Source organism: Pseudoalteromonas aurantia 208 (genome assembly GCF_014858725.1).
In the GTDB taxonomy this organism is placed as follows: Bacteria; Pseudomonadota; Gammaproteobacteria; order Enterobacterales; family Alteromonadaceae; genus Pseudoalteromonas; species Pseudoalteromonas aurantia.
In genome coordinates this window covers 572453-585090 of the sequence record NZ_AQGV01000015.1, presented here as the reverse complement: position 1 = coordinate 585090, position 12638 = coordinate 572453, and the positions used below count along the sequence as shown (strand labels likewise).

At 41.3% G+C, this 12638-nt stretch carries 18 protein-coding genes; 13 read left to right on the top strand and 5 right to left on the bottom strand.

Annotation, left to right across the window (positions count from 1 at the left end; translation table 11 throughout):
• Positions 1-4: 4 nt before the first annotated feature.
• Both PAUR_RS20800 and PAUR_RS20795 read right to left on the bottom strand, forming a co-directional pair.
• Complete coding sequence (locus tag PAUR_RS20800; RefSeq protein WP_192509637.1) at positions 5-844, bottom strand: lysophospholipid acyltransferase family protein; 840 nt, start codon at positions 842-844, stop codon at positions 5-7.
• Position 845: 1 nt separating this feature from the next.
• Positions 846-1100, bottom strand: coding sequence for a hypothetical protein (locus tag PAUR_RS20795; RefSeq protein WP_192509636.1), 255 nt, complete (start codon positions 1098-1100; stop codon positions 846-848).
• A 316-nt stretch (positions 1101-1416) separates the two neighbouring features.
• Between PAUR_RS20795 and PAUR_RS20790 the strand changes: the two genes are divergently transcribed.
• Positions 1417-2187, top strand: a complete 771-nt coding sequence (locus PAUR_RS20790) for a polyamine aminopropyltransferase (RefSeq protein ID WP_192509635.1) — start codon at positions 1417-1419, stop codon at positions 2185-2187.
• 113 nt (positions 2188-2300) lie between these two features.
• Here PAUR_RS20790 and PAUR_RS20785 read toward each other — a convergent pair whose 3' ends face one another.
• From PAUR_RS20785 to PAUR_RS20775, 3 genes are all read right to left on the bottom strand, one after another.
• Positions 2301-2438, bottom strand: a complete 138-nt coding sequence (locus PAUR_RS20785; RefSeq protein WP_192509634.1) for a hypothetical protein — start codon at positions 2436-2438, stop codon at positions 2301-2303.
• 96 nt (positions 2439-2534) lie between these two features.
• A complete protein-coding gene (locus tag PAUR_RS20780) occupies positions 2535-2942 on the bottom strand; it encodes an ACT domain-containing protein (RefSeq protein ID WP_192509633.1) in 408 nt (135 codons plus the stop codon).
• A 169-nt stretch (positions 2943-3111) separates the two neighbouring features.
• The gene (locus tag PAUR_RS20775; RefSeq protein WP_192509632.1) at positions 3112-3267 is read right to left on the bottom strand and encodes a hypothetical protein; all 156 of its coding nucleotides are present in this window, start codon (positions 3265-3267) and stop codon (positions 3112-3114) included.
• 246 nt (positions 3268-3513) lie between these two features.
• On the opposite strand from PAUR_RS20775, the gene PAUR_RS20770 reads away from it, so the two are divergent.
• The 12 genes from PAUR_RS20770 to PAUR_RS20715 all read left to right on the top strand — a co-directional run bounded on the left by PAUR_RS20770 (position 3514) and on the right by PAUR_RS20715 (position 12341).
• On the top strand, positions 3514-4797 hold the full coding sequence (locus PAUR_RS20770; RefSeq protein ID WP_192509631.1) for an AAA family ATPase: 1284 nt from the start codon (positions 3514-3516) through the stop codon (positions 4795-4797).
• A 150-nt stretch (positions 4798-4947) separates the two neighbouring features.
• Entirely contained in the window at positions 4948-6147 is a 1200-nt protein-coding gene (locus tag PAUR_RS20765; RefSeq protein ID WP_192509630.1) for an AraC family transcriptional regulator, read from the top strand.
• 520 nt (positions 6148-6667) lie between these two features.
• Complete coding sequence (locus tag PAUR_RS20760; RefSeq protein ID WP_010366135.1) at positions 6668-6961, top strand: RebB family R body protein; 294 nt, start codon at positions 6668-6670, stop codon at positions 6959-6961.
• A 37-nt stretch (positions 6962-6998) separates the two neighbouring features.
• On the top strand, positions 6999-7268 hold the full coding sequence (locus tag PAUR_RS20755; protein WP_010366137.1) for a RebB family R body protein: 270 nt from the start codon (positions 6999-7001) through the stop codon (positions 7266-7268).
• Between the two features lie 87 nt (positions 7269-7355).
• A complete protein-coding gene (locus PAUR_RS20750) occupies positions 7356-7622 on the top strand; it encodes a RebB family R body protein (RefSeq protein WP_010366139.1) in 267 nt (88 codons plus the stop codon).
• A gap of 107 nt (positions 7623-7729) precedes the next feature.
• On the top strand, positions 7730-7918 hold the full coding sequence (locus PAUR_RS20745; protein ID WP_010366141.1) for a RebB family R body protein: 189 nt from the start codon (positions 7730-7732) through the stop codon (positions 7916-7918).
• A gap of 38 nt (positions 7919-7956) precedes the next feature.
• Positions 7957-8361, top strand: a complete 405-nt coding sequence (locus PAUR_RS20740) for a RebB family R body protein (protein ID WP_192509629.1) — start codon at positions 7957-7959, stop codon at positions 8359-8361.
• Positions 8362-8443: 82 nt separating this feature from the next.
• Entirely contained in the window at positions 8444-8824 is a 381-nt protein-coding gene (locus tag PAUR_RS20735; RefSeq protein WP_192509628.1) for a hypothetical protein, read from the top strand.
• A 20-nt stretch (positions 8825-8844) separates the two neighbouring features.
• Entirely contained in the window at positions 8845-9912 is a 1068-nt protein-coding gene (locus PAUR_RS20730; protein WP_192509627.1) for a hypothetical protein, read from the top strand.
• A complete protein-coding gene (locus tag PAUR_RS20725; protein ID WP_192509626.1) occupies positions 9912-10454 on the top strand; it encodes a hypothetical protein in 543 nt (180 codons plus the stop codon). The genes PAUR_RS20730 and PAUR_RS20725 overlap by 1 nt, the downstream gene beginning before the upstream one ends.
• A gap of 3 nt (positions 10455-10457) precedes the next feature.
• Positions 10458-12011, top strand: a complete 1554-nt coding sequence (locus PAUR_RS20720; protein WP_192509625.1) for a hypothetical protein — start codon at positions 10458-10460, stop codon at positions 12009-12011.
• A gap of 66 nt (positions 12012-12077) precedes the next feature.
• Entirely contained in the window at positions 12078-12341 is a 264-nt protein-coding gene (locus PAUR_RS20715; RefSeq protein ID WP_192509624.1) for a hypothetical protein, read from the top strand.
• Positions 12342-12638 lie beyond the last annotated feature (297 nt).

Here is a 12638-nt window from a genome sequence, read left to right as displayed (position 1 = left end):
TGTGCTAAGGCCTAAACCGGTTATATGACCAATACCATTGCTCGGGATGTTTATATATAACCTCTTCAAAGCGTTGATATAGTTTTCCCATGGTAAGCGATATTTCTTCTTTATTATTATCAACGTAGCCATCAACAAAACGTTCAATCACCACATCATATCGATTATTATCTTTGAGTACGGTGTAACACATCAGTATTGGCATTTTTCCATATGAAGAAATTAAAGCAGCGCCTGTTGGTGCTTGAGTTTTACAACCAAAAAATGACACAGGGGTCTCTTGTGCATAATGATCTGAGTGCAAACATACTGCTCTGTTATCACGTGATGCCTTCAAAAGTGCAATAATTGGGTTGCTGTCGTGCTTATCGATGACATCAATATTGGCAGAGTGATAAATGGATTTGGCTTTTGATAGAAATTTAGGAATTTTAGAGAGTGTCGTGACATTACCAGTTAAGTGCTGTATCGCAAATGGCACAAGCTCGAAGCAACTTGTATGCATTGTTGCGATACTCACCCCGCCTTCTCGAGATAATATATCCAGTGTTTGCGCATCACATACAATATCAATTTGCTGTTCTAATTCTTGCAACCAAAAGCACTCTACAACACCAAAGGCAATATTTTGATATGACCTCACCGCGATACGCAGGTTTTCTTCATCGGTATTGTATGGGTATGCAACACGCAAGTTACTCAATGCTCTGCATTTGGTTTTTTCAAATCCCATGATAATTTTTTCAGCTAACCAAAAAACAATGCTTTTTCGAGTATCTCGCTTGAGTAACTTCAATAAAAAAACAATAAAAGTGATTAAGTTACTGGCAATAAAATGCTTCATATTAATTTACTTTTTCACCAATAGCACATTTTACACCTGTCACTAATGAACCAAATGACTCAAACAACTCCGCTGATAACTCTATATTACTGGTATTCAAATTGAGCTTTTCTTCAAACTCCATTAACAGCATAACCACCCCCATAGAGTCTAACTCCGCGTATTGGCCAAATAGCAAAGTATTCTCATGCAATTCACTTTCGTGAATATTTATCAAACTACAAACAGACGACTTAACAACCGACTCAACCTTCATCTTGAACCCCTAAAAATAAAACAGGTTATTACAATAATTAAAATATGAGTGTGGATCTTTAAGGTTTCTGTAACTGTGTGTAAGATGAAATTCAAAAGTGTAAAAAACTATATAAAACACTCAAGTAAATGGCGTACTCAGCGTAGTTTTAGGCATGAAATGCAGAGGGAAAGCACCATAAGTCATAGAAATATAGGGGATTTTGTTTACAACAACATGTGATCAACACATTAATAAACACGCATCATCAGCATGACAAAACATGTTTAATAGCTCATAATCCCCGCATCGATTAAGCCTATATTGCAAAAATTTAATGTATGATTTAGAGCAAGAAAGTACAGACGAAAACCTAAAAGCCAGCCACCATGAACAAGAGTTAAGTCTGTTTGTCTATGAAAATCACTCCTACCGATGGCTCACGTTTTCAGATGGTTTAATACAGGGCATTATGAGCCTAGCAAATCCATCACATATTATTGCTCCTGTCGGACAGGCCTTGTTATTGTTTGTATTGGCACCTCAGCCTAGCTATAGAGTTCTTAATCTTGGTTTGGGCACTGCTGCCATTGAACGAGCACTGAATCATTTAGCAAATAGTACGCCCTTTACGTTAGATACGCTCGTCAGTGTGGAACACAATGCAGCCGTTGCCCATTGTGCACAAGCACACTTTGAATTTACACCATCAACATTGCACATTGGCTGTGCTCAACAGTATATCGACGAAACAAGCTTGCAATTTGATGTGATCTTATTAGATATCATCCATACAGACCAAAAAAGTGACTTCTTACAACACGACAAGTTTTGGCAAAAAATTAGTCAAACACTCTCGGCTCAAGGGCAAATCACCTTTAACTTTAACCCTTATTCTGAACAAGGCTTAATCGCTTTGTTAAAGCGAATAAAAGCATACTTTAAAACAATATACATTATTGAGTTTCATGATTATAAAAATCTCATAATCTCAGCCTACAAAGCACATGAAGAAAGGTTAACCAGAGAAAATATTGAACATTCTATTCTTATAAATCAAGTAGCACCCAATCTGAGCAGTAGTATTAAAAAGATACTAAAATTATGAGTCTTTATTATATAGAAAGAACGTTTTTATCTAATTAGATATGTTGGAGTGATCTTTCCCTGTGAAAGAGAAGCGATAGAAAGTGAGAGTATACAACTCTCACATAAAAACGTTTATTTATTAGGTTGACATCGACTTGCGGAACAAGGCCCTGTTATACCAAATCCACCAGCAACATCTTTTGTTGCAGCTGTATCAAGTGGCTTTTGTGATAGAGATTTTAAGTTTCTTTTATTAAGTGTTATTTTCATTTGGAATTATCCTTATATTTATTTTGAGTATTTAACCTACTACAAAAAACCACACATTTAAATAGTTAAATATATAAAAATAAAGATAGCAATACATCATCTCCCTTCTTGCACTAATGACAGTAAAGCCGCTAACGCTTTGTCTGCATGTTGCTCACCCACAAATACATGGTCATGATAATACGCCGCAATCACGTTCGCGCTAACATGCACTTCAGTGAGCTTTGTTGCTATAGCCGCTGTTAAGCCAACCGCCTCTAAACTCGAATGTACCGCCAAAGTAATACATTTAAAAACACTCGAGTATGCAATATCATACTCGTTTGCTTTATCTTTTGTTAAAACAACCGTTAACCCCTCTTTTTCTTGAAAAGTGCTCACCGGCATGAGCTGAGCCAAAAGCGCATAATCCCATTTTTCTAACGTCGCAAATATATAGCACTCATTGTCTAAAGACGGTTCCATGCTTGCGATTAGTTTTTTTAAGTCAGTTTCACCAGACATCACGTTCTCCATTAGTGAAATATATAAGTTAAATGTAAAAAGATCAGGCTATCAAAATGGGCCCCATGAAGACATAGGTAATAGTGTATTAAGCACATTAATACACTAGTACATACTAATGGCACCCTCTAAAAAAGTACAACAATAAGGTATTCCACGCGAGCATACTTTATTTAACAATACGACCACTGCTATTGATACTGGCTGAGTAATTAACTAAACATAAAAACCTTAAGGTTAGCTTATCTAACAAAACCATTGCTAGTTGCTCAATCGCGATATTCATATCCACAATATATTCCGGCACGCTTTTCGATGCTGTCATTAAAATGACAATAAAATAAGGTAAAGCGCTCTGCGTAATACACTGTAATATTAAAAACATTAACAAAAAAGTAAACTTATAATTCCAAAAAGCTTTCACTATTGAGCGACTAATTATCGCCATTTTAATAAAAACACTACAGCGTTATAAGGAGTAACCTAATGGAAACATTCACGAATGGGCGCATCAATATTAATGCGCACGCACTACAGTTACTGAGAAAAAAAAGCTTTAAGTCAAGAACAGTTGGCTCAAGAATGTATAGATAAAAGACTGCCAATTTCGGTTTCTTCAATAAAAAGAGCCGAAGCTGGAGAAAAAATACTCTATAGAACACTGTCGATATTTGCGCGTTTCTTTCAAGTCAGTATTGATGTATTACTGCCTAACTCACCTATACCTGCTTGGTTGTACACACATTTAATAAGCCAGTCAGTAGAGCCTTGTTTAGGTAGAGAATGGGAACTTCATCAATTACATTCATTACTAAATTATGTTGAAAGCCAACATCGCGCCAAAACTATTTACATTTACGGTATAACTGGTTCTGGAAAAACCCATTTACTTCACCACTTTATTGAATGTGTTAAAGCTGCGGGAAAATACGATTTAGCGTTTGGCCAGCCCCATAATTGCCCCCCCCATAAACTCAAATTTTCTATCGCTAATTTAATTAAACAACTTTTAAAAATTGACCATACAGCCACTGAGGTAGTGATAAAAGAAAAAGTAAATTTAGTGGTAAGCTCTTCTTTGAGCTATGTAAGGACTTTGCAATTACTGGCGATTTCACTCAATCAAAATCAACGTAACACGCTAGAAAAACAAACACCGCTGCAAATAAATAAAATAGATAAACAGATTGCCAATGATTTAATACGTTACGCTGCTCACAAACATATTGCACTGGTCACCTTCGATGATGTACATCATTTAACTTATACACAAGTGCAATTCCTACGTTTATTTACCGAAGAAGAGTACGCCCAGCCTATCTTATTTATTATTACTGCCCAGCCAAAAGGTCTATTTACTTCAGCCCCTGGGTGGCTGTCTCTTGCTCACACCATGCCGTTAAAACAACTCAACCTAGACGCCCAAACTCGCTTAGCTAAACATTATCTCGCCAAAAGAGGATTATCTATTGCGAAATATCAGACCAGAGTAAAAATGGCGATAGAGCGCGCTGCTGGCAACCCCGCTTTTTTACAACAATTACTCTTTTCTCCTCATTCTCAAACGTGCCCTCCCACTGAATTGCAGCGATTTATAGATAATACATTAACTGATATGCCAGCAGAGCTCGCAGAGTTATTCCAATTCTCAGCTTTACAAGGATTTCATTTTAATGCCAGCCAATTAAGTCAATTTACACAGAAACAACACATACGTGCACCACTGTGTTTGGCCCAAAAAATGTTAGCCAGCGGATTAGTCATACGCGAGTCCGACCAATATCGTTTCTCACATCCGTTAATTTGGGAGAGCATAAAAAATCACCATACTCAATTTGCTAAAAACTCTGTGTAAAAAGGTCAAATAGCACAAGTGAGCCGGATCTGAGCCAATATAAAAAGCGATAAAAAAATATCTTTTCGTTGAAGCAAATAGTATGCGCAGCCTCATAAGTAAAATTTTTGCCTGCGCATGTTTACCCTCCATTCAATGAAAGGAAAAATCATGTCTGTACAGTTGAAAGTAACACCCAACATAACCCCGTGGATTGGCAAAAGTGATGCACTTTTTAAACTAAAGCAAGATATTGAGAAACTAGCTTGTTCAACCATTCCCATCCATATTACCGGAAGCTCAGGGACTGGTAAGTCACTTGTAGTACAACAAATACACCAATATTCGCCACACCAACACGGCAAACTGGTAATTTCATGTTGTAAATTGTGGGCACCTGAGAGTATCAGAAATGAACTTGATTCATTAATCAACCAAGCCTGTCATGGCACCGTTTACCTGAAGAATATTGATGCGCTAAGTAGCACGCAATTTGAACAGATAAAAGATTACTGGTTACTTGATAACCCACTCAATAATGCAGTTAGGCTCATTACATCAACCAGCCAATGTGCCAGAACCGACGCAGGTCAAGTTGATGATTCACTCATGTGGCTACAATACTACTGCCTCACTTTAGTGTTGCCTTCTTTATCGCAACGAAAAGGAGATGTCGAGCCACTCATAAGTTATTACCAAAAGACCGATCTGCGTATTGGGCAATTAAAATTAGAAAAGTCTACCATCGCGCTGCTTAATAACTATAGCTGGCCCGACAATGTAAAGCAGTTAAAACGTTGCTTAGAAAAGCTCACTTTTATTAACGACAACCTCGAGATCACACCACAAGCCCTCATCGATGTATTTCCTTGTATGGCACCCAATTTTGCAAAAAATACAGAACTAAATCGTGATACCCAGCTATCTTTACAGCCTCAGCTGCCAAAACCTGACACTGACCTAGAAGGTGAATTAACTCTGGATTTTCAAACTATCAATACAGCTCCTCAGCTCACCGAAGCAGCAACGGTACATTACAAACCCCACCCTGCACTGAAAAGGGCACTAGATTACTTAGAAGCACACTACACACAACCCTTGAGCTTAAGCGAGGTCGCAGAATGTGCGTGTGTCAGTCCGTCACACTTATCGTTTTTATTTAAGCGTTATGTAGGTCAATCATTTAAACAAACTCTGCTGCGTATTCGTATCAAAACCGCTATGGCGCGGTTCAAAGAGAACCCATACAGCCAAGTTACTGAGGTATGCGATGACGTTGGCTTTTCTGATTTAAGTTTTTTTGTTCGTAAGTTTAAAGCTGTCGTGGGCGTGAGCCCTGGAGTTTACCGTGACCAAAGGGCTAAGCATTAGCCAAATAAAGTATTTAATAGATATAGAAGTTTAGGGGCTGTTGATCTTTCAGGTTCATTTTTGCAGCAGTTTGATTGGGTTTTATACAAGGCAGAGGCTGCGTAGCATGATTATTCCATAGCCGATAACATAGTAGAAAAGCCAATCAAGCGCTGCCTACCGGTTCTTTTGAGCACCCCTTTCTCTTTGCTGCTTAATATTCGCTTAGATTACTTGGCCATATATTAAGCGCCGCGATAAAAGCGCGATAAAAGCGCGCTCAAAGAGAACAGCAAAGATCAACAGCCCCTAACTATTGCTCTATGGTTAAACTTCTACATCTACGCAATAAAATGCGTGTACTTTAGACCCGTTATTTATTCCCTGTTTTTACCAATTAGCTTACGCGTTCTTACCAATCATCCAATCTGTGCAATACGTATACTGAGTTCAGTGCTTAGGCAAGCTGAATAGGTTTTTATTGCTTAAGAGAAACACGCTTATTCATTTGATTATTAACATAAAACAAAAAGGTTTAATTATGGCATTTCCAACAGCAGTGAACGACCAAATTACAGACTCTGTCACCCAAGCCAATGTAAAAGTGCTCGGTGATGCGCCCGCTATGTCAATGGGTAACTTATTTCAAGCTACTTCACAAGCACTGGCAAACGCTGCACATAATGCAACGTCGGCACAACAGCAAACGTCAGTAACGGCTCAGGCTGCGACCACAATGGGGGTGACTACGTTGTACTCAATTGATACAGCAACAACTGGCGTCGCAACCAAAGATATTCTTACTCCAAGCAATAAAGTCGCAGGGTTAGGTTAATAACTCGGTCAATCATTTTAACTTATAGGATATTAATATGGCATTTCCAACAGCCGTGAACAGTCAAATAACCGACTCAGTAACACAAGCAAATGTACAAGTTTTGGGTGACGCGCCTTCCGTCGCGATGGGTAACTTATTTCAAGCGACATCACAAGCCCTTGCTAACGCGGCCCACAATGCCACCACAGCGCAGCAGCAAGCAAATATTACGGCGCAAGCCGCCACCACAATGGGGGTAAGCTTACTTTACTCCATTGATACCGCATCTACTGGCATGGCGACAAAAGCAATTCTTGGCTCATAATATTTCAGCTAAGGTGTTTTTCGTCCCCAGTAAATACCCCTGTAATCATAATGGTTACATTTTAAAACTTTAAAAAGGAATAATACTATGGCATTTCCAACAGCAGTAAACAGTCAAATTACCGATTCAGTATCTCAAGTAAACACAAAAGTACTCGGTGATGCACCGGCGCTTGCAACTGGCAATTTTATGATTGCAACAAGCCAAGCATTGTCAAATGCTGCGCATAACGCTACTTCTGGGCAACAGAACAATGGCATTACAGCACAGGCTGCACTGGTTCAAGGTGTGAATACGCTCTTTAGCGTAGATACAGCTGCAACAGCCACTGCAACACATAAGATATTTCGCTAATTAGTGAGTATCGCAGCATTGCTTAGCTTTAATCGGCAATGCTGCACCCAAAACGCGTTAATGACTTTGCCAACTAAGATACACACTTGATCTAAAGAGGCTACATAATGACCGACTCGCTCTATTCCGTAGACATCGCAGCTATCGCCATGGCTAATTCCATCGCCTTATTGATGGAAAATGCTGTGAGCAATGACAAAAATGCGCAGTTAACTCAGAACGCGGCGGTAACACAGTGCTGTGTACTGATGGTATGCGCGGGTGCTGCACAAGCAGCCGTCGCACCTAAAAGTTAACGTCAATCTCAAGAAATCAACCAGTAAGGACTATAACGATGAGCACAGTTAACGACCAAATAACAGATTCAATCACACAACTCAATGCATTACTCACCGGCGGAGCCGCGGCACAATCTATGGGCATGCTCGATATAACGGGTACAGAAACCTTAGGGATGTCTATGTTTAACGCCATTACAGCGCAGCAAAATGCACAGACTTCAGCATCCGCCGCTGCCACTGCCAGTTGTGCAAAAATGCTAAACATTGAATTACCAAAACCGCTGCCTGAAAAAAAGCTCAAAGCGGATGCAAAACAGACGATTGCCGATTTAACGCATGCAATCACCGCAGTACAAAAAATTGAGCCCGCACTTAAAAAATACGAGGCCACATTGCCTTCAAACACAAATGAAGGCGGTACAAAAAAATTAAGTTCAAGTGACAGCGCATCAAGCTAGCCTAAATCGTTGATAAATAAAAACAGGTATTGAGTGTGTAAAAAACGCACTTCAGTGAATATAGATAAAAAGGTAACTAACCATGTCCAATACCACACAAGTTAACCCACAAGTTGTCAATGCACTGGAGGTTATTCAGCACAATGCATTATCTGGTGAAACCGCAAAGCTGTCTGGAGCTGGCAAAGCCTTTCAAGCCGTGTCACAGTCTTCGGCCATTGCAATACAAGATGCGACCGATAATTTACGTAATATAAATACTATGGCCACCACCGCAATGGGCGTTGCCATGGCGCAAATGTTAGCCACTGGGGATGTCGCCAAATATAACCCAATTATTGCCGTCGCCAATACCATGGTCGTAAACGGCGCTGATAACTTTAAAACGGTGGGTACCAATGCCGGTTCATTGTTGAATCAGTTCCCAATCGGTGCCAACACGCCGCCTTCATCAAATAGTTAGAATAAAACAGAGAGTATATTATGACGATTATGATAAACCAGAGTGAGGTCAAAGCGTTAGATCAATTACCCGATAAGGTTCAAACATTAATCCAGTTGATCCCCGACGGTGACAGTGCGTTTGAAATCCTACTTAGTAATCAAGATGAGAACTTCAGCTTTAATTCAGCCGACAGCTTTGTAGAGCAGCTTGCACTGGGCATTCGCAATTCGTCACTCGTTTTATTACCCAGTGCAGAGCTCGTTGCAGACATAAAAAAACTGTTAGATTTAAGTACCAATGACCTACGAGATTTATCATATGGTATGAATCGAGATGAAAATAACCTGTCGATGGAAAAACACCGGCAATTATTACAAAAGTACCATTTACTTAATAGGCACGACTTTAGTGCCGTTAATGCTTTTTATAAACGTAACAATTTGCATGACAACTCAATTGTATGGGCTGCTGATTTTCAAGGTCAGATCACGTTGCAACAAACGCTAGCGTATTGTGAAAAAACCTTTTCAAGCTCCAATACTCAAATACGAAATGCCTGCCACTGGGCGTTAAGCCAAGCACAAAATCTCTGTGAATTTGCACATTACTACTGTATCCATTTAATGTGGCATCAACGCAGCACAGCTAAAACGCCTCCCATAGATACCGTGGTTGCGCAACTCATGCCGCTGGCGCTTGCTCATTTAAACTGTCCAACCGTTACCTTTGAACTAGACGAAAACACCTTAAATCGCGCCATTGCACAGTGGCAAGAAGCAGATAACGCCCTTGGTTTTGCCAGTGTCTCTGCTGGGTTACTCTGCATGATGTTACACATCGACTTATCAGACTCCAGTGAGCTTGTCGCACAAGCTAACCTATATATAACGACATTACAAAAACTGCTGGCCAAAACACTCGCCAGCGAACAATTTGTTGGGCAAGCAGGGTTGGCAAAATATTACGTGCTTGCATTAACTGACCGCACAGTGGTAATGAGTGTGGACGCAGATGGGTGCTTAAGTATCGACAGTGATAGGCCCTCAAAAAAGCCAATCACTCCCCCTATCAACACTGCCTCTAACGCGTCTAAAGGAGCTGCATAATGGCTACCCCGACTGATAATAAACTCATAGCAAAAAACACATCAACCGCCATGCAAAATAATTTAGATCAATTAGCCCATGCTGCAATGCCAGCAGGGCTGAATGACTTACTTGCAGGGATAGATACTATGCTGGCCAATGCACAGCATACAATTGATAGCTCTTTGCAACAATCAACTGCGTTGATAGAGCATTCTCGTCAGCAATTACAACAATTTGAACAACTGCAAGAACCCGTTCATAGCAGCCAACTAGGGCTTAATCAAGGGCGGCCTGAGCACGATACTTATACCCTAGGTAAAACAACCCCGCAGCCAGAAAGTGAGTCGACAGGCAATATTTTAACGCCCTCTATCACGACACAACAAACCGCGGCATTAGAGGCTGCTCAGACTGCGCAACAAACCATGGATGACGCGATTAAACAGATGCAGCAACAATTATTAGCACAGAGCAAACACTATGAAGCGTCTGTCGCAAAAAAAGTAGCATCTCATGAGGCGCATAACCAAGGCCCACAACCTAATCAAGCGCAGGGCTAAACGATGATAGCCATTGAATTTTCAAGCGTCGAATGCTCTGCCGATGAAGACGTCAAAAAGCAGGCCGCAGTGAAACAAATGCGCGCGCTCATGTCGCGCTTAGAAAGCGCACCAAAGTATCACACTCTCACAGCAAAAGATCGCGCTCTACTGATTAAAGAAGGCTATGCCCGTGATTTGGTCGATAACTTAATTTTTATCACCGAGCGAATGCTCACGCGGCCAAAAAGCTACGACAGTCAAGCGGTACAGTCTGATAGCCAAGATGACCTCGAGTTGGGGTTCAATTATGCTGCGTTTGACCCTGCGCTATTTGCCAGTAACACCATTAAAGCGCATTTTGCGCAATTATCACACGGATGCTGCGCGCTCTGTGAGAGCCCATTAGCCGCCACACAGTGCGGTGAAATTGGCCACTTTAGACCGGTAGACCTCCTTGATAACGCCGCAATTGATAAACAAGTTATCCAATCTCGATGTTCACCTTACTATGCCCTGGCCTACGAGCAAGAGAATTTACTTTATGTGTGCAGTGCGTGTAATGAACAACACAAAGTTGGTCTTTTCCCTGTAACCGGCCCTCGGTTTCCTAAAGTAGCCATCGAAAATGAGCATCCTTTACTGGTCAGCCCATACCATGACAAGCCACGTGACTATATTCGCTTTAACCCATTTACCGGTCAAGCATATAGCTATGACAAAGTAGCCGCTTTTTTAATGGCAACCCGTCAATTAACCGCGCCAGAGGTTGAGCAGTTAATTTGGTCACAACCGGATGTGATCCCCATGCAAGCCTACACGAGTATACTTTGTGATACCGCCAAAGAGCGCGATTTTTCATCTTGGTTTGCAACACTCGATCACCAAACCCAAATACACTTAAGCCGTGGCGAACTAAGCATTGACAGCTATGGCCTTAATCGCCCAGCATTGGTAAATGCAAGGCGTGCATTTAGTGCGCAACTGATGTCATTTTATACCCACACACACAGCGCAAAGTCCAAAAGTCAGCATAAAAACACTGCTCCGAAAACAAGTACAAACACACCCAACACTGAAACAAGCCCTGCTCACCCGCTATCTGAGATTCCACCCAATGGATATCGCAGCTTTGCAATAGACGCGTTAAATAGCTGGCAACACGGCGTGAAACAACTCCCCGCTCTTGTTCATGATGTAATAAAGCAGCCACTAGAAAACGCCAACAACCCTTCCGATGAAGCAATCGCGGCAGTTCGGGCATTTCCCATGTGGTTTAGGTCATGCATTAGGTACTGTGTTGGGGAGTCGCACCTCACGCAACAGGACAAACGTCAGCTGGTATTCCTATCAGGTCAAGATGCGCATTATGGACAAAAATCGATAGAAAAGAGCGTATTTTTAGCGATTGACTGGTTAGCCGACCAACATAAAGTGATTAAAGTAAAATCGCATCGAAATATTTGGGAGACGTCTTTTGCAGAGCTTGCATGTTCACGGGCGCAGCAGCTCACTGATTTATTCAGTCACAATGAAATCTGGGTGGAAGGGCCCTTCTCGCCCTTAGCACCAAAGTGATGAAACCAACCTAGCATAGGTTTTTTTATTTAGTTATTTTTAACCAACCAACAAGGAAATACCGTAATGAGCCAACCAATAGAGCGCACTGTAGATCAAGAAGAGCAACAAGCAACGAACGCCGTTGAATATACCGACACTTTAGTAGCAGAACAAAGTACTGGCTATGCTACCGGCACACCTGAACAAGCGGAGCAAGTGGCCACCAATGCGGTTGTCAATGCCATCAACGCAACCGCTGATCAACTCCAAGGTGAGGCTGAGTACAACTCACCAGTGGAGGCTGAGCAACGAGCAACCCAAGCCGTTGCAGCAACCGAGTACGAATAACCCCCTATGGGTTAATGCCCAGCAACGTGTTATTCACCTAACACCAAAAACCGCCATGCTCACCCAATCGAGTAAGGCGGTTTTTTATCTTTATTATGGACATCATCACCCATACTCATGTTCATATTGACCCGATAACAGCCGCTTCATATAACTTCATCCCCCATCCTAATTTTATCCCCATCCCCAATTCACCTCCTGCCCCAATTCGTCTCCCAACCCTAAATTTCGTCTCCGCCCCCCAATTTTGTCTCCCTGACGCAGGTCAGGGCCCATACAAATTAAAGTCACCATTAT

Bases quoted from the DNA above. Each gene is read 5' to 3' on its own strand.
- PAUR_RS20800 (WP_192509637.1), bottom strand. From the start codon at position 844: ATGAAGCATTTTATTGCCAGTAACTTAATCACTTTTATTGTTTTTTTA.
- PAUR_RS20795 (WP_192509636.1), bottom strand. From the start codon at position 1,100: ATGAAGGTTGAGTCGGTTGTTAAGTCGTCTGTTTGTAGTTTGATAAAT.
- PAUR_RS20790 (WP_192509635.1), top strand. From the start codon at position 1,417: ATGTATGATTTAGAGCAAGAAAGTACAGACGAAAACCTAAAAGCCAGC.
- PAUR_RS20785 (WP_192509634.1), bottom strand. From the start codon at position 2,438: ATGAAAATAACACTTAATAAAAGAAACTTAAAATCTCTATCACAAAAG.
- PAUR_RS20780 (WP_192509633.1), bottom strand. From the start codon at position 2,942: ATGTCTGGTGAAACTGACTTAAAAAAACTAATCGCAAGCATGGAACCG.
- PAUR_RS20775 (WP_192509632.1), bottom strand. From the start codon at position 3,267: ATGACAGCATCGAAAAGCGTGCCGGAATATATTGTGGATATGAATATC.
- PAUR_RS20765 (WP_192509630.1), top strand. From the start codon at position 4,948: ATGTCTGTACAGTTGAAAGTAACACCCAACATAACCCCGTGGATTGGC.
- PAUR_RS20760 (WP_010366135.1), top strand. From the start codon at position 6,668: ATGGCATTTCCAACAGCAGTGAACGACCAAATTACAGACTCTGTCACC.
- PAUR_RS20755 (WP_010366137.1), top strand. From the start codon at position 6,999: ATGGCATTTCCAACAGCCGTGAACAGTCAAATAACCGACTCAGTAACA.
- PAUR_RS20750 (WP_010366139.1), top strand. From the start codon at position 7,356: ATGGCATTTCCAACAGCAGTAAACAGTCAAATTACCGATTCAGTATCT.
- PAUR_RS20745 (WP_010366141.1), top strand. From the start codon at position 7,730: ATGACCGACTCGCTCTATTCCGTAGACATCGCAGCTATCGCCATGGCT.
- PAUR_RS20740 (WP_192509629.1), top strand. From the start codon at position 7,957: ATGAGCACAGTTAACGACCAAATAACAGATTCAATCACACAACTCAAT.
- PAUR_RS20735 (WP_192509628.1), top strand. From the start codon at position 8,444: ATGTCCAATACCACACAAGTTAACCCACAAGTTGTCAATGCACTGGAG.
- PAUR_RS20730 (WP_192509627.1), top strand. From the start codon at position 8,845: ATGACGATTATGATAAACCAGAGTGAGGTCAAAGCGTTAGATCAATTA.
- PAUR_RS20725 (WP_192509626.1), top strand. From the start codon at position 9,912: ATGGCTACCCCGACTGATAATAAACTCATAGCAAAAAACACATCAACC.
- PAUR_RS20720 (WP_192509625.1), top strand. From the start codon at position 10,458: ATGATAGCCATTGAATTTTCAAGCGTCGAATGCTCTGCCGATGAAGAC.
- PAUR_RS20715 (WP_192509624.1), top strand. From the start codon at position 12,078: ATGAGCCAACCAATAGAGCGCACTGTAGATCAAGAAGAGCAACAAGCA.